Genomic DNA, 21,928 nt, shown 5'->3' on the forward strand with positions numbered 1-21,928 from the left:
AGCCAGCGACCCGGCACAGTTGGGGTAAACGTTGCGGATCGCCCCTGCTCCGGCCCGACACGGCAGGAGCGGAGTCGGCCCACGGCGATAGAGTGATGGCACGAGCTTCCGCCTGGAGGCTCGTGCGCTGGCCCGCCAAGACCACTGGCGCACGGCACGTGAGGAGCACGAGGGCATGTTCGAGCGGTTCACCGACCGAGCGCGACGGGTTGTCGTCCTGGCTCAGGAAGAAGCCCGGATGCTCAACCACAACTACATCGGCACGGAGCACATCCTGCTCGGCCTCATCCACGAGGGTGAGGGCGTGGCGGCGAAGGCCCTGGAGAGCCTGGGCATCTCGCTGGAAGGTGTGCGTCAACAGGTCGAGGAGATCATCGGCCAGGGTCAGCAGGCGCCGAGCGGGCACATCCCGTTCACGCCGCGGGCCAAGAAGGTGTTGGAGCTGTCGCTGCGGGAGGCGCTGCAGCTCGGCCACAACTACATCGGCACGGAGCACATCCTGCTCGGCCTGATCCGCGAGGGCGAGGGCGTCGCCGCCCAGGTGCTGGTCAAGCTCGGCGCCGACCTCAACCGGGTCCGCCAGCAGGTCATCCAGCTGCTGTCGGGCTACCAGGGCAAGGAGCCGGCGGCGGCGGGCGCGGCGGCGGGCGAGGCCGCCCCGTCGACCAGCCTGGTGCTGGACCAGTTCGGTCGTAACCTGACCCAGGCGGCCCGGGAGGGCAAGCTCGACCCGGTGATCGGCCGGGAGAAGGAGATCGAGCGGGTGATGCAGGTGCTCTCCCGCCGTACCAAGAACAACCCGGTGCTGATCGGTGAGCCCGGGGTCGGCAAGACGGCTGTGGTGGAGGGCCTGTCTCAAAAGATCATCAAGGGCGAGGTGCCCGAGACGCTGAAGGACAAGCAGCTCTACACCCTCGACCTCGGTGCGCTGGTCGCCGGCTCCCGCTACCGCGGTGACTTCGAGGAGCGTCTGAAGAAGGTGCTCAAGGAGATCCGCACCCGGGGCGACATCATCCTGTTCATCGACGAGATTCACACCCTGGTCGGCGCTGGCGCGGCCGAGGGCGCGATCGACGCGGCGAGTATCCTCAAGCCGATGCTGGCCCGCGGTGAGCTGCAGACCATCGGGGCGACCACCCTCGACGAGTACCGCAAGCACCTGGAGAAGGACGCCGCGCTGGAGCGCCGGTTCCAGCCGATTCAGGTGGGTGAGCCGTCGCTGGCCCACACCATCGAGATCCTCAAGGGCCTGCGGGACCGGTACGAGGCGCACCACCGGGTGAGCATCACCGACGCCGCCCTGGTCGCCGCCGCGACGCTGGCCGACCGGTACATCTCCGACCGGTTCCTGCCGGACAAGGCGATCGACCTGATCGACGAGGCCGGTGCCCGGATGCGGATTCGCCGGATGACCGCGCCGCCGGACCTGCGTGACTTCGACGAGCGGATCGCCCAGGTGCGTCGCGACAAGGAGTCCGCGATCGACGCGCAGGACTTCGAGCGGGCCGCGCAGCTGCGGGACAAGGAGAAGCAGCTGCTCGGCCAGAAGGCGCAGCGGGAGAAGGAGTGGAAGGCCGGCGACCTCGACGTGGTCAGCGAGGTCGACGACGAGCAGATTGCCGAGGTGCTCGGCAACTGGACCGGTATCCCGGTCTACAAGTTGACCGAGGAGGAGACCTCCCGGCTGCTGCGCATGGAGGACGAGCTGCACAAGCGGGTCGTCGGCCAGTCCGACGCGGTCCGGGCGGTGTCGAAGGCGATCCGGCGGACCCGGGCCGGCCTGAAGGACCCGAAGCGGCCGTCCGGCTCGTTCATCTTCGCCGGCCCGTCCGGTGTCGGTAAGACCGAGCTGTCCAAGGCGCTCGCCGAGTTCCTGTTCGGCAGCGAGGACGCGCTGATCCAGCTGGACATGTCCGAGTTCCACGACCGGTACACGGTGTCCCGGCTGGTCGGTGCCCCGCCCGGGTACGTCGGCTACGACGAGGGCGGCCAGCTGACCGAGAAGGTCCGGCGTCGGCCGTTCTCGGTGGTGCTGTTCGACGAGATCGAGAAGGCCCACCCGGACGTGTTCAACACGTTGCTGCAGATCCTGGAGGACGGGCGGCTCACCGACGGCCAGGGTCGGATCGTCGACTTCAAGAACACCGTGATCATCCTGACCACGAACCTGGGCACCCGGGACGTGGCCAAGGCGGTGTCGCTGGGCTTCCAGGCGTCGGAGGACAACGACTCGAACTACGACCGGATGAAGCAGAAGGTCAACGACGAGCTGAAGCAGCACTTCCGGCCGGAGTTCCTCAACCGGATCGACGACACCATCGTGTTCCACCAGCTGAACCCGACCGAGATCCTGTCGATCGTGGACATCATGATCTCCCGGATCGAGACCCAGCTGCGGAACAAGGACATGAGCATGGAGCTCACCGACAACGCCAAGAAGTACCTGGCGAACAAGGGCTTCGACCCGGTGCTGGGGGCCCGGCCGCTGCGCCGGACCATCCAGCGCGACATCGAGGACAACCTGTCGGAGCGGATTCTGTTCAACGAGCTCAAGCCGGGTCAGATCGTGGTCATCGACTGCGAGGGTGATCCGGACGACATCGACAAGTCCAAGCTCGTCTTCCAGGGCGCCGACCGGCCGGTCGCCGTACCGGACGCGGTTCCCGCCGACCTCGGCGGTGCCGCGGCGGCCGGCGCGGACGAGTAAGACCGGCAGCCGATTGAGCAGTGCGGCACCGGCGGCGCGCGCCGCCGGTGCCGCACTGCGTTGGCTGCGCCAGTCGTCAGCCCCGGAAAGCCGTCCAGCCCGGTCGGGCCGCCGTCAGCCCGGAGGCCGTCAGCCCTGACCGGCCAGCGTGTACCCGGTCGGCGGCGCGCCGTCGCGGGCCACCGGCTCCACCAGACCGTCCTCGATCAGGCTGGCCAGGGCCCGACGGCGCTGCAGATCGTCGCCCCACACCACGTCCAGCCGCTGCTGCGGCACCGGCCCAATCGCCTCTCGCAGCACCGCCAGCAGCAGGCCACGGACCTGCCGATCGGTGCCGGCGTACCGCTGTGGTCGGCGGGTCGGCCCGCTCGGTACCGGCCGGCCGGCCGCCCGCCACGCGCAGCGGCCGGCCATCGGGCACACCTCGCAGCGCGGTGTCCGAGCCACGCAGACCACCGCACCCAGCTCCATGAACGCGGCGCTGGCCCGGGCCGCCCGAGCCGGCTCGGCCGGCAGCAACGCGGCGGTGGCAACGAGATCGGCCGGTCGGGTCGCCGGCCCGGCGTCGGCCGCCCCGTCGACCGCCCGCGCCACGAACCGCCGGACATTGGTGTCCACCACCGGGTGCCGCTGACCGTAGGCGAACGCGGCGACCGCTCGGGCGGTGTAGGTGCCGACTCCTGGCAGCGCCAGCAACTCGTCCAGACCGGTCGGCACCTTGCCGTCGTACCGCTCGGTCAGCACCGTGGCGCACTCATGCAGCCGCAACGCGCGACGCGGGTAGCCGAGCCGGTTCCACATCCGGATCGCCTCAGCCGGCGAGTCGGCGGCCAGCGCTGGCGGGTCCGGCCATCGGTCCAGCCAGGTGCGCCACGCCGGCAGCACCCGGACCACCGGAGTCTGCTGCAGCATCACCTCGCTCACCAGGATCGCCCAGGCACCAACCCCCGGCTCCCGCCAGGGCAGGTCACGGGCGTTGTCGTCGAACCACTCGATCGCCGTGTCGGCGAAACTCACGTCACGCATGGCGCCGCCGATCCTGCCATGCCACGTTGCCGGCTCCGCCCCAGGCCGTTCCCGTCCCCGCCCCAGGCCGTTCCTGTTCCCGTCCCCGGACGGGGCCCGGGTACCGGGCCGCCCGGTCGGGCCGGCACCCGGTCGGGCAGACTGCTGGCATGAACGAACTCGCGATCACCGTGATCGGGCGCGACCGGCCCGGCATCGTCGCGGACGTCGCGGAGGTGCTGGCCGGCGTCAGCGCCAACCTGACCGACTCGACGATGACCCGGCTGCGCGGCCACTTCGCGATGACCCTGGTCTGCGCCGGTCCGGCCGAGGCCGCGGTGCAACAGGCACTGCGGCCGCTCACCGCCGACGGCCAACTGCTGGCCACCGTACGGCCGGTTCCGGCGGATGGTCAGCAGCCGGCGGGTGGCGAACCGCATCTGCTCAGCGTGCACGGCGCCGATCGGCTGGGCATCGTCGCGGCGGTGACCCGGGTGGTCGCCGAGGCAGGCGGCAACGTCACCGACCTGACCACCCGGCTCACCGGCCCGCTCTACGTGCTGGTCGCCGAGGTCGAGCTGCCCACCGGTACGGCGGCCGAGGTCGGCCGGCGACTGTCCGAGACGGCTCGGGCGCTCGACGTCGAGGTGACCCTCCGGCCGGTCGATTCGGACGTGCTGTGAGCACGGTCAGCCGTACCCTGGCCGACTGGACCGAGACGGTACTCGGCGTACCGGGGCGGGTGGTTCCGGTGGTCGCCGCGCCCGACCAGGTGCTCAGCCGGGCCGGTGAGGCGGTGGACCCGTGCGCTGCCTGGACGGTCCAGGTCGCCGCCGACCTGGTCGCCACGATGCGGGTCTCGCCCGGCTGTGTCGGCCTGGCCGCACCGCAGATCGGGATCAGCGCGCAGGTTTTCGCCGTCGACGTGACCGGGCACCCGAAGACGGTCACCGGGCACGGCACATTCGTCCTGTGCAATGCCCGGCTACTCGAGGCCACCAGATGGCGGCCGGGCCGGGAGGGCTGCATGTCGGTGCCGGATCTCACCGGTGATGTCAAACGGGCCACCCGGGTCGTGGTGGAGGCGCAACTGCCCGGCACCGGTGAGCCGGTACGCCTGGTCACCGACGGGTTCGAGGCGCGGGCCGCCCAGCACGAGATCGACCACTGTGCCGGTCTGCTGTTCCTGGACCGGGTGGCCGGGGCGCACGCCGTCTTCCCCCGTAAGACATATCTCTGACCGGGTGCCCCGGGCCTCGGCGCGTCGCGGCCGATCGGTCCGGTCTTGCCGATACGGTGTGCCATCATGCGACTGACGGTTGGCCCGCTGCCACCCGCCATCTACTGGCGGCGACGTGCCGTCGTGCTCGGAGCGCTGCTGCTCCTGCTGTTCATCGTGGCCTACTCGTGCATCGGCTCCGACCAGACTGGCCGGTCGCAGGCCGATCCCACCCCGACCCCGTCCGGTGAGCTGCTCACCCCGACCACCTCGTCCCCGCAGCCGGCGGATGGTGACACCAACGACGGCGACGACCCCGACACCGTCGGCAACGGCGACGCTGGCGACGCAGGTGGTGGCAGCACCGGCGGTGGTTCGGGCGACGACGGCACGACCGGCGGCGGGCAGCCCGGCGTCGGCGACCAGAACCTCCCTGGCGGCCCGGCCGGTCCGGCCGCCGGCACCTGCACCGACGACGAGATCCTGCTGACTGCGGCAGCCTCGCAGGCCACCGCCCAGAAGGGCGTCACCCTGGCCTTGCGGTTGCGGGTGCAGAACGTGTCCAGCCGTACCTGCGACCGGGATGTGGGCGCCGACCCGCAGGAGCTGTACCTCAAGCGGGGCGCGGAGCTGATCTGGTCGTCGGACACCTGCGGAGCTGCCCGGGGCACCGACGTGCGCGCCTTCGGGCCCGGCGCCGCCCGCGACTACCAGGTGGCCTGGAACGGTAGGGCGGCGAGCGAGTGCGCCAACAACGTCGCGGCCGGTGAGCATCCGGCTGCCGGCGAGTATCAGCTATTCGCCCGACTCGGCTCGAAGGTCAGCGAGCCGTTTGTGATCACCATCACCGGCTGACGCCCGGGTACGTCCCTCGCGCAGTTACGCCGATTCCGGCACGGCCTGGACGTGGCGCTTCAGACGTGGCGCGTCAGACGTAGCGCTCCAGGATCGACGCTTCGGCCAGCCGGGACAGACCTTCCCGTACGCTGCGTGCCCGGGCGTCGCCGACGCCGTCGACGGCCTGCAGGTCCTCCACTGTCGCCCCGAGCAGCCGTTGCAGACTGCCGAAGTGGTTGACCAGCCGGTCCACCACCGACACCGGCAGCCGGGGCACCTTCGCCAGCAGCCGGAAACCGCGCGGGCTGACCGCCGCGTCGAGCGCCTCGGTGGAGGCGGCGTACCCGATCGCCTTGGCCACGGCGACCAGGTCGATCAGCTCGGTGGCGGTCAGCAGATCCAGCTCGACCAGGGCCTCGTCCAGGGTTCGCGCCTTGCGTACGGTGGGCAGGTAGTCGCGGATCACCAGGGTCCGGTCGGCGTCCACGCCGGCCATCAGCTCGTCGAGCTGCAGCGCCAACAGCCGGCCGTCGGTGCCCAGCTCGACGACGTACCCGGCGATTTCGTCGGCGATCCGTCGGACCATCTCCAGCCGCTGCACCACCGCGACCGCGTCGCGGACGGTGACCAGATCCTCGATCTCCAGGGCGGAGAGTGTGCCGGACACCTCGTCCAGCCGCAGCTTGTACCGCTCCAGGGTGGCCAACGCCTGGTTGGCCCGGGACAGGATGGCGGCCGAGTCGTCCAGCACATGCCGCTGACCGTTGACGTAGAGGCTGATGATCCGCATCGACTGGCTGACCGAGATCACCGGGTAGCCGGTCTGTCGGGCGACCCGTTCTGCGGTGCGGTGCCGGGTGCCCGACTCGTCGGTTGGAATGGACGGGTCCGGCATCAGATGCACGGCGGCCCGGACGATCCGGGTGCCGTCGCTGGACAGCACCACCGCGCCGTCCATCTTGCACAACTCGCGGACGCGGGTGGAGGAGAACTCGACGTCGAGCGGGAAGCCCCCGGTGCACAGCGAATCGACCTGCTTGTCGTGGCCGAGCACGATCAGCGCGCCGGTCCGGCCGCGCAGGATCCGTTCCAGCCCGTCACGCAGGGCGGTACCGGGCGCCATCAGCGCCAGGTTGGCCCGCAGCGGATCTCCGGTGGCCGCCGGGCTGGTCAGCGCCGAGGTGCCGGCGCTGATGGTGCGTGCCGGGGTGCCGACGGCACCGGTGCGCGCCGGCGTACCGACGGCACCGACCCGGCCGGCCGCGCCGGCACCGGGGCCGGCGTTGGCAGTCTTGTTCGCATCGCGGTCGATCGCCACGGGCAACAGTCTACGGACCGCCGTGCGGTGGGTGCTCCCGCGGTTACTGTCGTACCGGATCAGCCGGCTGAGGCGCGCGCTGCGGCCTGCAATGCCGCCCGTACGTCGTTGACCTCGCTGACCTGCATGTTCGGCGGCAGCGGGTCGCTGCCGGAACCGGCCGTACCGGGCGGTACCAGCGCGTACCGGAAGCCGAGCCGGGCAGCCTCGGCCAGCCGCCGGGCGACCGCGCCGACCCGGCGCACCTCACCGGTGAGCCCGACCTCGCCGATCGCCACCAGCTGCGGGGAGACGGCCAGGTTGAGCCCGCCGGAGGCGACCGCCAGCGCCACCGCGAGGTCGGCGGCCGGCTCCACCACCCGGATGCCGCCGACCGTCGCTGCGAACACCTCCCGGTCGTGCAGGGTGAGCCGTTCGGTACGCCGTTGCAGCACCGCCAGCACCATCGCCAGTCGGGCACCGTCGAGCCCGGACACGGTACGCCGGGGCGAGCCGGCGACGGTCGCCCCGATCAGCGCCTGGACCTCGGTGACCAGGGCCCGCCGGCCCTCCATCGCCACCGTGGCGCAGGTGCCGGGGACCGGTTCGGTGTAGCGGGTGAGGAACAGCCCGGACGGGTCGGGCAGGCTGCTGATGCCGCCTTCGTGCATCTCGAAGCAGCCGACCTCGTCGGCCGCACCGAACCGGTTCTTCATGCCGCGTACCATCCGCAGCGACGAGTGCTTGTCGCCTTCGAAGTGCAGCACCACGTCGACCAGGTGCTCCAGCACCCGGGGGCCGGCGACCTGGCCGTCCTTGGTGACGTGGCCGACCAGCACGGTGGCGATGTTGCGTTCCTTGGCCGCCGCGACCAGCGCGGCGGTGACCGCCCGGACCTGGGTGACGCCGCCGGGGATACCGTCCGAGCCGGGCATCGAGATGGTCTGCACCGAGTCGAGCACCAGCAGACCCGGCCGGACCGCGTCGAGGTGACCGAGGACCACCCCGAGGTCGCTCTCCGCCGCCAGGTAGAGCCGTTCGTGCAGTGCGCCGATCCGCTCGGCGCGCAGCCGTACCTGGCTGGTCGACTCCTCGCCGCTGACCACCAGTGACGGACTTCCGGCACCGGCGGCCCACTGTTGGGCGACGTCGAGCAGCAGGGTCGACTTGCCGACCCCGGGCTCACCGGCCAGCAGTACCACCGCGCCGGGCACCAGGCCGCCGCCGAGCACCCGGTCGAGCTCGCCGACGCCGGTCGGCCGGGCCTTGGCGGGTGCGGCGCTGATGGTGGCGATCGGCCGGGCCGGTTCGGTCGGCATCCGGGTGCTGACCACCCGGCCGGAGACCACCGGGCCGCTCACCACCGATTCGATCACCGATCCCCATTCACCGCATTCCGGGCACCGGCCCACCCATTTGGGCGGCTGGTGCCCGCACGCGTCGCATTCGTACGCGGGCCGGGGCTCACGCGACGCGGCCCGGCTGCGCGGCGCGGCGCCACCGCGCCCCGCTCCGGTGCCGCCGGCGCCCCGGGGGATCGACCGCGAGCTCAGTGCTCTTCCTCGTCGTGCTCGGCGGGCGCGCGGGGGGCCGGGGTGAGCGGCATGTCCACCGGCGCGGCGACCACCAGCGGCGCGCCGCCGGTGCTGAACTCGAAGGCCAGATTCACCGAGTACCCGGCGGCGAGTGGGCCGGCCAGCCCGGTCACCCGCAGCGGTTGGGTATCGTCGGTGCTGAACAGCGCCCACCCGTTGGCCGGCAGTTGGACGATCGCGTCCCGGCCCGGGTCCGGCTGCGGCACTTCGACGGTGCCGGGCTCCGGCGACGGGGTCGGCCCGCTGGTCTGTTCGGAGCCGCCGATCACCACCGTCTCGGCCCCGACCACCGTCGCCCAGTCATCGTCGGTGACCGGGGCGGCGCTGATCCGTACCGTGACCGGGTCGTTGGTGTTGTTGAACAGCCCGACCTCGACCGGCGCGCTGCCGCCGGCCGGGTAGCCCTCCACTCCGGGGTAGGGCACCGAGAGGTCGCGTACCGACACCGCGCCGTCCGGCGACTCGAGGTTGACTCCGTTGATCGCCGTCGCCTTGGTCGCGGTCTCCGCGAGCTGGCCGGCACCGCAGCCGCTGAGCAGCAGGCCGCTGGCCACGGCAGCGCCGGCGAACAGCACCGCGACTCGGCGGTGTCCCCTGGTCGAGGGCGTCACGTCGGTCCTCCTTGTCACGGCGCGGCGACGAGCCCCGCGCAGGCCGGCTCCAGGGTAGTTGGCGGTGATCCGCGCCCCGCCACGGACCCGATAATCCGTGACCGGCGGCGCTCACCTGACCGGGCCGGCCCGGCGGCGCTCACCCGACCGGGCCGCTGGCCACCAGCAGCACCACGTCGATCACGGCGACCACCAGCACCGCCCGGAAGACGCCGTCCGACCGGCCGGCCCGCCGGGCGGCCCGCCGGGCCGCGTACCAGCCGGTCGGCAGAATGACTGCGGTGCCGGCGACCGCGGCGAGGCCGGCCCACGACGGCGGCCCGGGCGGGCCGACGACCAGCGTCACGGTGGCGGCGAAGAGCAACCCGGCCGCCGCGACCCCCGAACCGGTGGCCCCGAGCCGGTGCGGCAGGCCCCGCACGCCGGTGCGGGCGTCGTCGGCCAGATCCGGCAGTACGTTGGCGAAGTGCGCGCCGCCGCCGAGCAGCCCGGCGGCGGTGACCAGCCAGGCCGGTGGCGCGGGCGCGCCCGGCAGGGCCAGCACGATGAAGGCAGGCAGCGCCCCGAAGGAGAACGCGTACGGCAGCACCGACACGGCGGTGGACTTCAACGGCCAGTTGTAGGCCAGCGCGCTGAGCAGCGCGGCGGTGATGCACAACGTCGCCGCCGGCCCGGTCGGCGCGGCCAGCAACGGGGTGGCCAGCGCGGCGGCCAGACCGGCGACGCCCACCGTGCGCCGGCTGACCACGCCGGTCGCGATTGGCTTGTCGGCCCGTCCGGCCTGCCGGTCGCGACCGGCGTCCAGCCAGTCGTTGGTCCAGCCGACGGCGAGCTGGGTGGCCGCGACGGTGGCGGCGACCAGCACGATCCCGGCCGGACGGTGACCGACGCCCCAGGCCAGCAGGGCGGTCACGGTGGTGACCGCGACCGCCGGTTCGGGGTGGCTGGCCTTGATCAATGCGGACACGCGGCGCGACATATCCGCCAAGTGTGGCCGTTACCGGCTGGTCATGCCACGCTCAGTCAATGCCGGATCTGCCGCCGAACGATCCCCGCCAGTACGACGTGCTGGCCGACGAGTGGTGGCGGCCGGCGGGCGCGTTCGAGATGCTGCACTGGATCGCCGAGGCGCGGGCCCGGCTGATCCCACCGGCGGCCCGGCCCGGGGCGGTGCTGGTCGACGTCGGTTGCGGGGCCGGTCTGCTCGCCCCCCATCTGCGCGGCAAGGGCTACCGGCACGTCGGGGTCGACCTGGTCGGTTCGGCGCTGCGGCTGGCGGCCCGGCACGGTGTCGACCCGGTACGCGGTGACGCGACCCGGCTGCCGCTGGCCGACCGGGTGGCCGACGTGGTCTCCGCCGGGGAGCTGCTGGAGCACGTACCGGATCTGTCGGCGGCGGTCGCCGAGGCGTGCCGGGTGCTGCGGCCCGGCGGGCTGCTGGTGCTGGACACCCTGAACGCCACATTGGCCAGCCGGCTGATCGCGGTCGAGTTGGGCGAACGCCTGCCGGTCGCGCCCCGCGGTATCCACGACCCCGCGCTGTTCGTCCGTCCGCAGCGGCTGGTCGCCGAGTGCGCCCGGCACGGCGTACGGCTGGCGGTGCGCGGCCTGAGACCGAGCGTTTCCAGCCTGATCGATTGGCTGATGCGCGCGCCGTTGCACCGATCGGCTCCCGACCGGGCACTCTGGAAACCCCGGCGGCGGATGGTGCCGACCTGGTCCACCTCGGTGCTCTACCAAGGCAGGGGGGTCAAGGCGGGCTGAGCGGACGAGCAGGTGAGCAGGTCGACGGCGGAAGGGGCGGCAATGGTTGCGGATGCACTGGCGGCGGCGCGGCGGGTGGTGCCACGGTTGGCGGCGCGGGCGGGTGAACACGACCGGGCCGGCACCTTCCCGGTGGCGGACTTCGCCGACCTGCGGCAGGAGCAGCTGTTCGGGTTGATGGTCCCGCAGCGGCTGGGCGGGCGGGGCGCCGGCTTCGCCGACTACGCCGAGGTGGCGTACGAGCTGGCCCGGGGCAACGGCGCCACCGCGCTGGTGTTCAACATGCACGCCTCGGTGACCGGCGCGCTGGGTGCGGTCGACGACAACCTCGCCGAGGCGATGGGGCTGCCGGACGAGGCGTTGGCGGCCCGGGACCAGTTGCTCGCCGACGCGGCCGCCGGCGCCTGGTACGCGGTGGCGATGAGCGAGCGGGGCGCCGGCTCCCGGCTCTCCCAGTTGTCCACCGTCTACCACCGGGTGGACGGTGGATACCAGATCAAGGGGGCCAAGGCGTTCTGCTCCGGGGCCGGTCACGCCTGCGGGTACCTGGTCGCTGCCCGGCACGCCGACAACCAGTCGGTGGTGTCGCAGTTCCTGGTCCCGGCGGATACGCCCGGCCTGCGGGTGGAGCAGAGCTGGGATTCGCTCGGGATGCGGGCCACCTGCTCGCACGACCTGCACCTGGACGTGACCGTCGGCCCGCGGGCCCTGCTCGGCGGGGTGGAAGGGCTGGCCCTGGTGGTGGCCCAGCTGATGCCGCACTGGATGGTGGCCAGCTACGCGGCGGTCTACGCCGGGGTGGCCCGGGCGGCGGTGGACGCGGCGGTGGAGCATCTCACCGAGCGGGGGTTGACCCACCTGCCGGCGGTCCGGGCCCGGATCGGCCGGGCGGACGCGGCCGCCGCCGCAGCCCTGCTGACGGTACGGGAGGCGGCCCGTCGAGTGGACGCCGAACCGGGCGACCCGGCGACCAACCAGTGGGTGTGGCGGGCCAAACTGGTCGCCGGCGGCACGGCGGCCGAGGTGGCGTCGTCGATGCTGGAGGCGGCCGGGACCTCGGCGACCCGCCGGGGGCATCCGCTGGAACGGCTCTACCGGGACGCCCGCTGCGGTGCGCTGCATCCGCCGACGTCGGACGTCTGCGCCGACTGGCTCGGTGTGGCGACGATCGGCGGAGACCCGGACCGCGACGGATCGGCACCCCGGTGGTGAGCCGGTCGCCGGACCCGGTGGCGGGCCGGTCGTCGGCCGCGGTGGTCGGGCTCGGGCTGGCGTTGCCGCCGTCGGCCAGCCAGGACGAGCTGTGGCGGGACTTCTTCGCGGCTCGGTACGACGGCGGCACCCGGGCGCTCGCGGAGCGGATCTTCGCCAACTCCGGGGTACGTACCCGGCAGGCGGCGGTGAGCCCGTTGCTGGAGGACGTCGCGGACTGGCCGACCGAGCGGCGGATGCGCCGCTACCAGATCGAGGCGTTGCCGCTGGGCAAGGAGGCGGTGGACCGGGCGCTGACCCAGGCCGGGCTGACCGCCGGGGAGATCGGTCTGTTCGTGGTCTGCTCGTGCACCGGGTACGCCACGCCCGGCCTGGACATCATTCTGGCCCGGGACGTCGGCATGGCCGCCGACACCCAGCGGTTGTTCGTCGGGCACATGGGCTGCTACGCGGCGCTGCCCGGGTTGGGCGCGGCCGCCGATTTCGTCACCGCCCGGGGCCGGCCGGCGCTGCTGCTCTGCGCCGAGCTGACCAGCCTGCACATCCAGCCGCCGGCCCGCCGGGTGGACACTCAGCAGATCGTGGCGCACGCGTTGTTCTCCGACGCGGCGGCGGCGGTGGTGCTGACGCCGACCGACGGGCCGGGCGGCCCGCCGCCGCCCGGCGGTTACGCCGTACGGGAGGTCGTGTCGGCCACTGACGCCTCCACCGCCGACCACATGACCTGGGAGGTGACCGACCTCGGTTTCCGGATGGGTCTGTCGCCCCGGGTGCCGCAGGTGTTGTCGGTGCACGTACGGGCGCTGGTCGGTGATCTGCTGGCCCGGCACGGACTGGCCGTGTCGCAGGTGGACGGTTGGGCGGTGCACCCGGGCGGGCCGCGGATCCTCAACGTGGTGCAGCGGGAGCTGGGGTTGTCCGACGCGGCGATGTCGGCGTCCCGGGAGACGTTGGCGGCGTACGGCAACTGCTCGTCGCCGACCGTACTGCTGATCCTGGACCGGTTACGGCGGGCGGGACCGCCGCCGCGTCACGTGGTGATGCTGGCGTTCGGTCCGGGCCTGACGCTCTACGCCGCGCTGCTCAACCGCTGACCCGCCGCGCGCGGCAGCGGGCTGGGTCAGGGGCCGACCAGCAGGGCCAGATCGGCGCGGTACGTCCCGACCGAGTCGGCCTGCGGCACCAGCCGGATGACCTCGCCGGTCTCGGTGACCAGCAGCACGGTGGCGGTGCCGACGGTTGCCGGGATGTCGACGAAGTTTCGGATCCCGGCGGCCGGGTCGGCCAGCAGATGGGTGCCGAGGCTGTCGGCGAGCGCCGGCGGCAGGGTGCCGGGGGAGGTGGCGCCGCTGGTGACGGCGATTACCGAGACCCCGGCCGGGACGGCGGCGGCCGCGGCGGTGATCTGGTCGGCGCACTCACAGCCCTCAACGAGCAGGATCGCCGCCGGCAGTAGCGAGCGGACCGGGACCGATGCGCCGGAGTCGTCGATCAGGTCGAGCGCGGGCAGCGGGCGGTCGGGCAGGGGAGCGGGAGCCGATGGTGTCGGGCTGGCGGTGGGCTGGGGCCGGTCGGACCAGGCGACGGAGAACATGCTGATCATTGCGGCGAGAACGGCCACCAGCATGATGATCAACGGCAGCCGGAGGGCGGCGATCTCGTGTGGCCGGTGCCCGCGGCCGCCGGCCCGGCCGGTGTCGCCGGGGTGGATGCCGAACCGCCGGTGCCAGTGGTCCCGCCGGCGGGTGCGGTGCAGCTCCCGGCGGACCTGCGCCGCTTCTTCGGCGAGCGCCCCGGGATCGTCCGGGATGACGATCGGGCCCCACTCGGGCGGGATCTCGGGCAGGTCGTCGGGCGCCCCGGCGCCGTCCGACCACCCATCACCGTTGTTGCCTGTCCTGCCCACAGCACCCCCAGCCGCTCGCCCACCGGGTCGATCGGGGTCTAGGTATCAGGGTCTCGCAACGAACGCGGTTCCGCCAGTGCCGGGGCGCGGGAAGCGGCCGGACGATATGCTGGAAGTGCCGAAACGCGTCCCATCTGGCACGTCCGACCAGTTAGCTGACTGCTGATCTGGTTGTTACTTAGCGTGTTCAAAATCTACTGGCGGTTGCGTGTCAAGCTCGAGAAAGACCTCTCACAGCCCCTCTGACCTGCGCTTACGGCTCAGACTGTGACGGGACATCGGTGCCTGAGCGTGTTACCCTAGACACAGCGAAAGGGGCTTCGAACCTATGGTTTTCAGTGTCGGCGAGACCGTTGTTTACCCCCACCACGGGGCCGCACTCATCGAGGCAATCGAGACTCGTGTCATCAAGGGCGAGGAGAAGCAGTACCTCGTCCTCAGGGTTGCGCAGGGTGACCTGACGGTGCGAGTTCCCGCCGAGAACGCCGAGATCGTCGGCGTGCGCGAAGTGGTTGGCGAAGAAGGCCTCGGCAAGGTCTTCGATGTCCTCCGCGCCCCGCACACCGAGGAGCCGACCAACTGGTCGCGGCGATACAAGGCCAACCTCGAAAAGCTGGCATCCGGAAACCCGCTCAAGGTCGCCGAGGTCGTTCGTGACCTGTGGCGTCGGGAGCGGGAGCGAGGGCTGTCCGCAGGCGAGAAGCGTATGCTCGCCAAGGCCAGGGACATCCTGGTCGGTGAGGTCGCGCTTGCGGAAAAGAGCACTAAGGACGAGGCAGAGACCTTGCTCGACAAGGTGCTCACCGACGCGTAGGCAACTCTCCACCCATAGATAGTCTGTTGCCACCTGCACCGAGGACCGCGACGTGACCGCGCACTTCCAGCAACGCGGTGACGTCGCGGTCCTCGTTCCTGCGGCGGGTTCCGGGGTACGGCTCGGACCCGGCGCACCCAAAGCACTCCGACCACTCGGCGGCGTACCGCTGCTGGTGCACGCGGTGCGTCGACTGGCCGCCGCCTCCTCGGTCGCAGTGATCGTGGTCGCCGCCCCACCCGACGACGTCGCCGCCGTCCGTGGCCTGCTCGCCCCGGTCGTCGCCGGTCTGCCGCTGATCGTGGTACCGGGCGGCGCACATCGGCAGGCCTCGGTGGCCGCCGCGCTCGCCGCCGTTCCCGCCGGCCCGCAGATCGTCCTGGTGCACGACGCGGCCCGCGCCCTCACCCCACCCGACCTGGTCGACTCGGTCGCCGCCGCGGTCCGGGCCGGCGCCGACGCCGTCATCCCGGTGCTCCCGGTCGTCGACACCATCAAGTCGGTGGACGCCGACGAGACAGTCCTGGCCACCGTCGACCGGTCGACGCTGCGGGCCGTGCAGACCCCGCAGGGGTTCCGGCGTGACGTGCTGGCCGCCGCCCACGCCGACGCCGTCGATCCGCACACCGACGACGCCGGTCTGGTGGAGAAGATCGGCGTACCAGTGCTCTGCGTGCCCGGTTCAGAACGGGCGCTCAAGATCACCCGCCCGTTCGATCTGGTGATCGCCGAGCACCTGCTCGCCACCGAACCGGCGACCCGTACCCTGCCCTCATGATCGCCCTGCAGACCGAGCCAGCGCGATGATCGTTCCCCGGGTGGGTGTCGGCACCGACGTGCACGCCTTCGCCGCCGACCGGCCCTGCTGGGTCGCCGGCTTGCACTGGCCGGGCGAGACCGGGCTGGCCGGGCACTCCGACGGCGACGTCGCCGCGCACGCCGCCTGTGACGCGCTGTTCTCCGCCGCCGGCCTCGGCGACCTCGGCGCCAACTTCGGTGTCGCTGAACCGCAGTGGGCCGGTGCCGCCGGGGTCGACCTGCTGGCCGAGGCGGCCCGCCGGGTGGTCGCCGCCGGCTTCGTGATCGGCAACGTCTCGATCCAGGTGATCGGCGTACGGCCGAAGATCGGTCCCCGGCGGGCCGAGGCGCAGCAGCTGCTCAGCGCCGCCGCCGGCGCGCCGGTGACCGTCTCCGGCACCACCACCGACGGGCTCGGGCTGACCGGCCGGGGCGAGGGCCTCGCCGGCCTGGCGGTCGCGCTCGTCTATCCGTCCGGACCGCCCGGATAGGCTCGACAGGTGTCGAGCGAGTCTTCCCCCGAGCCGCCCACCGACGTCGACGGCTACCTGCAGCGCGCCGGGCTGCTGGCCGACCTGGGCCGCTACGACGAAGCCGCCGGTGAGATCGGGTTCGCGGTGGCCCTCGACCCGGACAGCGTGGCCGCCCGGATCATGCTGGCCCGGGTGCATCTCGCCGCCGACCGCCCGGAGCAGGCCCTCGCCGCGATCGACGCGTGGGCGGACGACGTGCCGAACCCGTGGTCGGCCGAGGCAGCGGCGGCGACCACACCGGCCGACGCCGATGACGCCGGCACCGGCGCCGCTGCCCGACCCGGCCCGCCGGACCGGGTCGCCCTGCTGGTGGTACGCGGGCTGGCGCTGATCGACCTGCTGCGGTACGCCGACGCCGCCCGGCTCGCCACCGACCTGCTGGCGACGTATCCGGACGACGCGTACGCCCAGCGCAGCGGGGCGGCGATCCTGGCCGGCTCGCGCAACGGCCAGCCGGCGCTCAACGCCGCCTGGCGGGGGGTGGAGCTGGCCCCGCAGGACGCCCAGGCACATCTGGTGCTGGGGCTGGTCGGGGCCCGGCTGGAGCTGTTCGACCTGGCACACCGGGCCTACGGGGAGGCGCTGCGGCTGGACCCGCTGATCGGTGAGGCGCAGCACGACGTCGGGGTGATCCACCTGGAACAGCGGCGGTACGCCGCCGAGCTGGCGGTGCTCGCCGAACGGGCCACCGCGATGGCACCGCCCCCACCGCCCGCGCCGGCCCGATCCCCTCGGTGGGCTCCGGCACCGCCCGGGTCGGCACCGATGGATCCCCGGCTCGACCGGCCGCCGACGCCCGAGGAGGAGCTGCGCCGGCTGGTGCTGATCGGTGCCGGCTACAGCATGATCGCGGCGGTGACGGTGGCCTGCCTGGCCGGCAGCGCGGCGTCGCGCGGCTGGGCGGTGGTCGCCGCGCTCGGCGGGTTCGTGCTGATCTGGATCCTGGCCCGGCGGGTGCCGGGTGGCCGGATCCTCGAGGTGGTGTCGCAGCTGGTGGACCGCCGGCTGGCGACGGCGGTGTACGCGGCGGCCGCCGCCCCGGTGCTGATCTTCTGCTACGCGGCGATCGCCACCCCGTGGCTGCTGGTGTCGGCGATCGTGGCGGCCGCCGTCGCCCAGTTCATGGTGCTGCGCCAGGCCAGCGGTCGGCGGTAGGGCCGGTCAGCGGGCGTTGCCGGCCCAGGTCCAGACGTACCCGGTGTCCTCAATGGACAGTGCCGCGTCGCTGAGGTCCAGCGGACGGAAGGTGTCGACCATGACGGCGAGTTCGTCGAAGTGCTCGGCACCGAGCGCCCGCTCGACGGCGCCGGGCTGCGGCCCGTGGGTGAACCCGGCCGGGTGCAGCGAGATCGAGCCCTGTTCGATGCCGGAGCCGCGCCGCGCCTCGTAGTTGCCGCCGGTGTAGAACAGCATCTCGTCGGAGTCGACGTTGTGGTGGTTGTACGGCACCGGGATCGCCTGCGGGTGGTAGTCGACCTTGCGCGGCACGAACGAGCAGATTACGAAGTTGGGGCCGGCGAAGGTCTGGTGCACCGGCGGCGGCTGGTGCAGCCGGCCGGTGATCGGCTCGAAGTCGTAGATGCTGAACGCCCACGGGTAGAGGTGGCCGTCCCAGCCGACCACGTCGAACGGGTGCTGGGCGTACACGTGGCGGGTCCAGCCCTGCCGGTGCCGCACGTAGACCTCGACGTCGGTGCCGTCGACCAGCAGTGGTTTGCCCGGCCCGCGGATGTCCCGTTCGCAGTACGGTGAGTGCTCCAGGAACTGGCCGCGCACCGACAGGTAGCGCTTGGGTGGTCCGATGTGGCCGGTCGCTTCGACGGTGAGCAGCCGCAGCGGTACGTCGTCGACGGGCACGATCCGGTGCACCACCGACGTCGGGATGATCACGTAGTCGCCGGAGGTGACGCCGAGCACCCCGAAGCTGGTTTCCACGCGGGCAGCACCGGATTCGACGTACAGGCACTCGTCGCCGGTGGCGTTGCGGTACAGCGGGGACGGCCGGTCGGCGACGACGTACGAGACGCGCACGTCGTCGTTGGCGAGCAGTGGTTGCCGGCCGAGGACGGCGTCGGTGTGCCCGGTGTCCAGCTTGTGGGTTCGCAGGTGGCGTGGGGTGAGCGGGTGGTTCGGTAGCCGGCGGTGTGCGGCCGGCTGGTACGGCTCGGCGGCGACGATGGCGGTCGGCAGGTGCTGGTGGTAGAGCAGGGACGAGTCGGACGAGAAGCCCTCCTGACCCATCAGCTCCTCGGCGTACAGGCTGCCGTCGGGCTGGCGGAACTGGGTGTGGCGCTTGCGGGGGATCTCGCCAACACTGCGGTAGTAGGGCATGATTACCCTCCGTATCTCCCCGTTGACCGGCCGGTAGTGTCCGATAATCGGACGCTGTTGTCCGTTAATCGTAGAATCCACTAGGTTCAGAGGCGTGTCAATGCAGGTACCCAGGATCTTCACCGGCCTCGTCGACGACGCTGCGGTCTTCCCGCCGGGCAACGCCGACCTGCCCGACGCGATCACCGCGCACCGCGGCCACCGCACCGCCTGGTACACCGACCTGGTCGGCCCGTTCCTGCTGCCCGCGTCCGAGATCGACGCGGCCCGGCGACTGGTCGGGCCGGGCGACGAACTGGAGATCGGCCTGATCGGCGACACCGGTGTGGCCGCGCTGCCGGCCGCTGTCGAAGCGCTGCCGACCGACCGGATCCGGCCCCGGCAGGTCGAGGTCGCCGTCGCCAAACGCGGCGAGGACCCGCAGCCCGGCCTGCGCGCGCTGCTCACCGCCCTGGCCGGCTGGCCCAAGATCAGCGGGTACGCGGAGGTGCCGCTCACCTGGGGGCTGCTCGCCGCCCTGGACAGCCTCGCCGAGGCGCGGGCCGGCGGCGTCGACGTCGCCGCCAAGTTCCGCACCGGCGGGCTGGCCGCCGAACTGTTCCCCACCCCGGTCGAGCTGGCCGCCGTCATCTGCGCCTGCCGCGACCGGGCGCTGCCGTTCAAACTGACCGCCGGGCTGCACCACGCCATCCGCGACACCGACCCGGAGACCGGCTTCACCCACCACGGCTTCCTCAACGTGCTCGCCGCCACGATCACCGCCGCCGAGGGCGCCGAGGTTGCCGAGGTCGCCGAGCTGCTCGCCACCGCCGACGCCGCCCGGCTGATCGAGCCGGCCCGTACGCGCGGCGGTGCCGACCGGCCGCTCTGGGTAGGTTTCGGGTCGTGCAGCATCACCGACCCGCTGACCGACCTGGTCCGGCTGGGGCTGATCAACGGAGGATTCGCGTGACGACCTGCTGGGTGCCCGGTGCCGACGGCTCACCGTACGGGGTGCAGACCCTGCCGTACGGTGCCTTCCGCCGCGGTGGTGGTGAGCGGCGGCTCGGCGTACGGATCGCCGATTTCGTGCTCGACCTGCGCGGCGCGGAGGATGCCGACCTGATCCTCGCCGGCGGCGCCCTGTGCGAGCCGACCCTCAACGCCTTCCTGGCCCTCGGCCGGGCACAGTGGACGACGGTGCGGCGGCGGATCGTCGAGCTGCTCACCGAGACCGAGCACCGGTCGGCCGTCGAGCCGCTGCTGATCCCTCTGTCCGAGGTGGATCTGGTGCTGCCGTTCGCGGTCGGCGACTACGTCGACTTTTACTCCTCCGAGCAGCACGCCAGCAACGTCGGGCAGATCTTCCGCCCCGGGCAGCCGCTGCTCACCCCCAACTGGCGGCACCTGCCGATCGGCTACCACGGCCGGGCCGGCACCGTCGTCGTCTCCGGTACGCCGATCGTGCGCCCCAGCGGCCAGCGGCGCAGCTCCGACGGCCCGGTCTTCGGCGCGTCCCGCCGGCTCGACATCGAAGCCGAGGTCGGCTTCGTCGTCGGGGTGCCGACCGCGCTCGGCGACCCGGTGCCGACCGACCGGTTCGCCGACCACGTGTTCGGGGTGACCCTGGTCAACGACTGGTCGGCCCGCGACATCCAGGCCTGGGAGTACCAGCCGCTCGGCCCGTTCCTGGGCAAGTCGTTCGCCACCTCGGTCGGCCCGTGGGTGGTGCCGCTGGAAGCCCTCGACCACGCCTGGGTGCCGGCCCCGTCGCAGGACCCGCCGGTGCTGGACTATCTGCGCGAGTCGTCACGGCGCGGCCTGGACCTGTCGATCGTCGTCGAGTGGAACGGCACCCGGGTCAGCGAGCCGCCGTTCGCCGGCATGTACTGGACCCCGGCGCAGCAGTTGGCGCACCTGACCGTCAACGGCGCGTCGCTGCGCACCGGCGACCTCTACGCCTCCGGCACCGTCTCGGGTGAACGGCGTGACCAGGTCGGCTCGTTCCTGGAGTTGACCTGGGGCGGCACCGAGCCGATCAAACTGGACGACGGGTCCGAGCGCACCTTCCTCGAAGACGGCGACACCGTCGCCATCTCGGCCACCGCCCCCGGCCCGGCCGGCACGACGATCGGCTTCGGCGAGGTCACCGGCACCGTCGCGCCCGCTGCCTGATCCGGTCGAGCCACCGCCGCCTCTGTCACCATCCCGGCAGACGTCACGATGTGAGGCTGAGATACCTATCCCACTCGCCGATAGGTATCTCAGCCTCACATCGCGACCCACGATCCAGGCTGGCCGCCCGCTGTGGCCGCGTCGTCCAGGTCCGCGACGGGCGGATCACGGAGGACACCGGGGCGCGAGCCAGCGCCGGCGGTGTTCGCCGGGCGTGGCCAGGGCGGTGCTCGGCCAGGGTGGCGCGGGTCAGGGCGGTGCCGGTCAGGGTGGGGTGAGGCCGGCGTACTGCAGGACGGCCCGGATGCGTCGGGCGGCGGCCTGGTCGCGCCGGTCCAGCACCGCGAGCGCCTCCAGGAACAGTTCGCAGTACGTGCCTCCGCAGTGCCGGCAGCCGCCGGTCCGGTCCGGCATGTGCCGCTCGGCCATCCGCTTGGCGATCTGTGCGACGAGCGCCAGGTCGCCGTCCGACTGCGGCCCGTCGCCAGCGTGACCGTGCCCGTCGTCGATCCGGTCGTGACTGCCGTCGCGGGGTGCCGGAGCGACGCCGCGCGCCCCGACCAGGTTGAAGCGCGGGTCGGTGTCGATGTCAGTCTCGCCGGGAACCCGGCTCGGCAGCGGCGGGCGGCCCGCTGTGGGCCGTCGGTTGATCTGTTCCGACGGTTGCGGCCGGCGGGTGAACCGGTCGGGCTTGTCATTGCGGTACGCCATGATTCTCCTCGCGTCAGTATTGCCGTCCGGGAAAGCCGTCCGAGACTACTTTTCTGCGATTTCACTGGTTGCCGTGGAAATTGCACGCAGGTCGGCGGTGCTGCGGCGTTGGGTCTACTCCGGCGGGGGTGGCGGCTGCGGGTAGGTCATCGCTCCGCAGTCCGGACACCAGCGACTCTTCACCTTGAAGCTCAGCAGACCGGCGAGAAATCCGATCATGGCGGAGCTGATCATGGCGATCCCGAAGCTGATTGACGACATCGCTTCACCCTCTCGCGTAAGCGTGGTGAGCTGGGGTTTCTCCGGCGGCGTGGCGGCCGGACGGCTCGGGGGTGCCGTGCCGGCCGCCACGCCTGATTGGGGAGAACGGCGCTGACCGTTCGGATGGTTTGCCGGCCCACCGATCGGTCATGCCGTATTCGTCGACGAAAGGT

At 72.3% G+C, this 21,928-nt stretch carries 22 protein-coding genes; 14 read left to right on the forward strand and 8 right to left on the reverse strand.

Features of this window, described 5'->3' with window-relative positions:
- Window positions 1-175: 175 nt before the first annotated feature.
- Window positions 176-2,707 (forward strand): ATP-dependent Clp protease ATP-binding subunit, encoded by a 2,532-nt coding sequence (locus tag ACFHW1_RS25185; RefSeq protein WP_416552024.1) that lies wholly within the window; start codon window positions 176-178, stop codon window positions 2,705-2,707.
- 129 nt (window positions 2,708-2,836) lie between these two features.
- Here ACFHW1_RS25185 and ACFHW1_RS25190 read toward each other — a convergent pair whose 3' ends face one another.
- Window positions 2,837-3,733 carry an A/G-specific adenine glycosylase gene (locus ACFHW1_RS25190; protein ID WP_416552023.1) on the reverse strand — a complete coding sequence of 299 codons (897 nt, stop codon included), beginning with the start codon at window positions 3,731-3,733 and terminating at the stop codon, window positions 2,837-2,839.
- A 149-nt stretch (window positions 3,734-3,882) separates the two neighbouring features.
- On the opposite strand from ACFHW1_RS25190, the gene ACFHW1_RS25195 reads away from it, so the two are divergent.
- From ACFHW1_RS25195 to ACFHW1_RS25205, 3 genes are all read left to right on the forward strand, one after another.
- Window positions 3,883-4,395 carry a glycine cleavage system protein R gene (locus tag ACFHW1_RS25195; protein WP_416552022.1) on the forward strand — a complete coding sequence of 171 codons (513 nt, stop codon included), beginning with the start codon at window positions 3,883-3,885 and terminating at the stop codon, window positions 4,393-4,395.
- Window positions 4,392-4,952: a peptide deformylase gene (locus ACFHW1_RS25200; protein ID WP_416552021.1), complete on the forward strand. Its 561-nt coding sequence runs from the start codon at window positions 4,392-4,394 to the stop codon at window positions 4,950-4,952. The genes ACFHW1_RS25195 and ACFHW1_RS25200 overlap by 4 nt, the downstream gene beginning before the upstream one ends.
- A gap of 66 nt (window positions 4,953-5,018) precedes the next feature.
- Entirely contained in the window at window positions 5,019-5,786 is a 768-nt protein-coding gene (locus ACFHW1_RS25205) for a hypothetical protein (RefSeq protein ID WP_416552020.1), read from the forward strand.
- Window positions 5,787-5,859: 73 nt separating this feature from the next.
- Here the strand turns inward: ACFHW1_RS25205 and disA are convergent, their stop codons facing one another.
- The 4 genes from disA to ACFHW1_RS25225 form a co-directional block, all read right to left on the reverse strand.
- The gene (gene disA, locus ACFHW1_RS25210; protein WP_416552019.1) at window positions 5,860-7,086 is read right to left on the reverse strand and encodes a DNA integrity scanning diadenylate cyclase DisA; all 1,227 of its coding nucleotides are present in this window, start codon (window positions 7,084-7,086) and stop codon (window positions 5,860-5,862) included.
- 59 nt (window positions 7,087-7,145) lie between these two features.
- Complete coding sequence (gene radA, locus ACFHW1_RS25215) at window positions 7,146-8,603, reverse strand: DNA repair protein RadA (RefSeq protein ID WP_416552095.1); 1,458 nt, start codon at window positions 8,601-8,603, stop codon at window positions 7,146-7,148.
- A gap of 11 nt (window positions 8,604-8,614) precedes the next feature.
- Window positions 8,615-9,271: a hypothetical protein gene (locus ACFHW1_RS25220; RefSeq protein ID WP_416552018.1), complete on the reverse strand. Its 657-nt coding sequence runs from the start codon at window positions 9,269-9,271 to the stop codon at window positions 8,615-8,617.
- A gap of 139 nt (window positions 9,272-9,410) precedes the next feature.
- Window positions 9,411-10,250: a UbiA family prenyltransferase gene (locus tag ACFHW1_RS25225; RefSeq protein WP_416552017.1), complete on the reverse strand. Its 840-nt coding sequence runs from the start codon at window positions 10,248-10,250 to the stop codon at window positions 9,411-9,413.
- Window positions 10,251-10,297: 47 nt separating this feature from the next.
- On the opposite strand from ACFHW1_RS25225, the gene ACFHW1_RS25230 reads away from it, so the two are divergent.
- Genes ACFHW1_RS25230 through ACFHW1_RS25240 form a run of 3 tightly spaced genes read left to right on the forward strand, consistent with a single transcriptional unit; the run spans window position 10,298 to window position 13,341 of the window.
- Window positions 10,298-11,035, forward strand: coding sequence for a methyltransferase domain-containing protein (locus tag ACFHW1_RS25230; protein ID WP_416552016.1), 738 nt, complete (start codon window positions 10,298-10,300; stop codon window positions 11,033-11,035).
- Window positions 11,036-11,077: 42 nt separating this feature from the next.
- Window positions 11,078-12,247, forward strand: a complete 1,170-nt coding sequence (locus ACFHW1_RS25235; protein ID WP_416616268.1) for an acyl-CoA dehydrogenase family protein — start codon at window positions 11,078-11,080, stop codon at window positions 12,245-12,247.
- Entirely contained in the window at window positions 12,244-13,341 is a 1,098-nt protein-coding gene (locus ACFHW1_RS25240; RefSeq protein ID WP_416567937.1) for a type III polyketide synthase, read from the forward strand. The genes ACFHW1_RS25235 and ACFHW1_RS25240 overlap by 4 nt, the downstream gene beginning before the upstream one ends.
- 26 nt (window positions 13,342-13,367) lie before the next feature.
- Here the strand turns inward: ACFHW1_RS25240 and ACFHW1_RS25245 are convergent, their stop codons facing one another.
- Window positions 13,368-14,153, reverse strand: a complete 786-nt coding sequence (locus tag ACFHW1_RS25245; protein ID WP_416616270.1) for a hypothetical protein — start codon at window positions 14,151-14,153, stop codon at window positions 13,368-13,370.
- Window positions 14,154-14,481: 328 nt separating this feature from the next.
- Here ACFHW1_RS25245 and ACFHW1_RS25250 point away from each other — a divergent pair, with 328 nt between their 5' ends.
- Genes ACFHW1_RS25250 through ACFHW1_RS25265 form a run of 4 tightly spaced genes read left to right on the forward strand, consistent with a single transcriptional unit; the run spans window position 14,482 to window position 17,453 of the window.
- Window positions 14,482-14,967, forward strand: coding sequence for a CarD family transcriptional regulator (locus tag ACFHW1_RS25250; RefSeq protein ID WP_123603804.1), 486 nt, complete (start codon window positions 14,482-14,484; stop codon window positions 14,965-14,967).
- Window positions 14,968-15,019: 52 nt separating this feature from the next.
- Window positions 15,020-15,745: a 2-C-methyl-D-erythritol 4-phosphate cytidylyltransferase gene (gene ispD, locus ACFHW1_RS25255; protein WP_416616272.1), complete on the forward strand. Its 726-nt coding sequence runs from the start codon at window positions 15,020-15,022 to the stop codon at window positions 15,743-15,745.
- A gap of 25 nt (window positions 15,746-15,770) precedes the next feature.
- Complete coding sequence (gene ispF, locus ACFHW1_RS25260; protein WP_123603802.1) at window positions 15,771-16,256, forward strand: 2-C-methyl-D-erythritol 2,4-cyclodiphosphate synthase; 486 nt, start codon at window positions 15,771-15,773, stop codon at window positions 16,254-16,256.
- A gap of 9 nt (window positions 16,257-16,265) precedes the next feature.
- Window positions 16,266-17,453: a tetratricopeptide repeat protein gene (locus tag ACFHW1_RS25265; protein WP_416552012.1), complete on the forward strand. Its 1,188-nt coding sequence runs from the start codon at window positions 16,266-16,268 to the stop codon at window positions 17,451-17,453.
- A gap of 6 nt (window positions 17,454-17,459) precedes the next feature.
- Here ACFHW1_RS25265 and ACFHW1_RS25270 read toward each other — a convergent pair whose 3' ends face one another.
- Window positions 17,460-18,629: a homogentisate 1,2-dioxygenase gene (locus tag ACFHW1_RS25270; protein ID WP_416567939.1), complete on the reverse strand. Its 1,170-nt coding sequence runs from the start codon at window positions 18,627-18,629 to the stop codon at window positions 17,460-17,462.
- 94 nt (window positions 18,630-18,723) lie between these two features.
- Here ACFHW1_RS25270 and ACFHW1_RS25275 point away from each other — a divergent pair, with 94 nt between their 5' ends.
- Both ACFHW1_RS25275 and fahA read left to right on the forward strand, forming a co-directional pair.
- Window positions 18,724-19,581: a hypothetical protein gene (locus ACFHW1_RS25275; RefSeq protein WP_416552010.1), complete on the forward strand. Its 858-nt coding sequence runs from the start codon at window positions 18,724-18,726 to the stop codon at window positions 19,579-19,581.
- Complete coding sequence (gene fahA / locus ACFHW1_RS25280) at window positions 19,578-20,783, forward strand: fumarylacetoacetase (protein ID WP_416552009.1); 1,206 nt, start codon at window positions 19,578-19,580, stop codon at window positions 20,781-20,783. The genes ACFHW1_RS25275 and fahA overlap by 4 nt, the downstream gene beginning before the upstream one ends.
- Before the next feature lie 264 nt (window positions 20,784-21,047).
- On the opposite strand, the gene ACFHW1_RS25285 is transcribed toward fahA, so the two are convergent.
- Window positions 21,048-21,494 (reverse strand): hypothetical protein, encoded by a 447-nt coding sequence (locus ACFHW1_RS25285; RefSeq protein ID WP_416552008.1) that lies wholly within the window; start codon window positions 21,492-21,494, stop codon window positions 21,048-21,050.
- A gap of 217 nt (window positions 21,495-21,711) precedes the next feature.
- On the opposite strand from ACFHW1_RS25285, the gene ACFHW1_RS25290 reads away from it, so the two are divergent.
- Window positions 21,712-21,870, forward strand: a complete 159-nt coding sequence (locus ACFHW1_RS25290) for a hypothetical protein (protein WP_416552007.1) — start codon at window positions 21,712-21,714, stop codon at window positions 21,868-21,870.
- Window positions 21,871-21,928 lie beyond the last annotated feature (58 nt).

The sequence above is a fragment of the Micromonospora sp. LOL_014 genome (genome assembly GCF_048060245.1).
Lineage (GTDB): Bacteria > Actinomycetota > Actinomycetes > Mycobacteriales > Micromonosporaceae > Micromonospora_E.

Coding starts and splice junctions, on each gene's coding strand:
- ACFHW1_RS25185 (WP_416552024.1), top strand. CDS start 176: ATGTTCGAGCGGTTCACCGACCGAGCGCGACGGGTTGTCGTCCTGGCT.
- ACFHW1_RS25190 (WP_416552023.1), bottom strand. CDS start 3,733: ATGCGTGACGTGAGTTTCGCCGACACGGCGATCGAGTGGTTCGACGAC.
- ACFHW1_RS25195 (WP_416552022.1), top strand. CDS start 3,883: ATGAACGAACTCGCGATCACCGTGATCGGGCGCGACCGGCCCGGCATC.
- ACFHW1_RS25205 (WP_416552020.1), top strand. CDS start 5,019: ATGCGACTGACGGTTGGCCCGCTGCCACCCGCCATCTACTGGCGGCGA.
- ACFHW1_RS25225 (WP_416552017.1), bottom strand. CDS start 10,250: ATGTCGCGCCGCGTGTCCGCATTGATCAAGGCCAGCCACCCCGAACCG.
- ACFHW1_RS25230 (WP_416552016.1), top strand. CDS start 10,298: ATGCCGGATCTGCCGCCGAACGATCCCCGCCAGTACGACGTGCTGGCC.
- ACFHW1_RS25235 (WP_416616268.1), top strand. CDS start 11,078: ATGGTTGCGGATGCACTGGCGGCGGCGCGGCGGGTGGTGCCACGGTTG.
- ACFHW1_RS25250 (WP_123603804.1), top strand. CDS start 14,482: ATGGTTTTCAGTGTCGGCGAGACCGTTGTTTACCCCCACCACGGGGCC.
- ispF (WP_123603802.1), top strand. CDS start 15,771: ATGATCGTTCCCCGGGTGGGTGTCGGCACCGACGTGCACGCCTTCGCC.
- ACFHW1_RS25270 (WP_416567939.1), bottom strand. CDS start 18,629: ATGCCCTACTACCGCAGTGTTGGCGAGATCCCCCGCAAGCGCCACACC.
- ACFHW1_RS25285 (WP_416552008.1), bottom strand. CDS start 21,494: ATGGCGTACCGCAATGACAAGCCCGACCGGTTCACCCGCCGGCCGCAA.
- ACFHW1_RS25290 (WP_416552007.1), top strand. CDS start 21,712: ATGGCGGAGCTGATCATGGCGATCCCGAAGCTGATTGACGACATCGCT.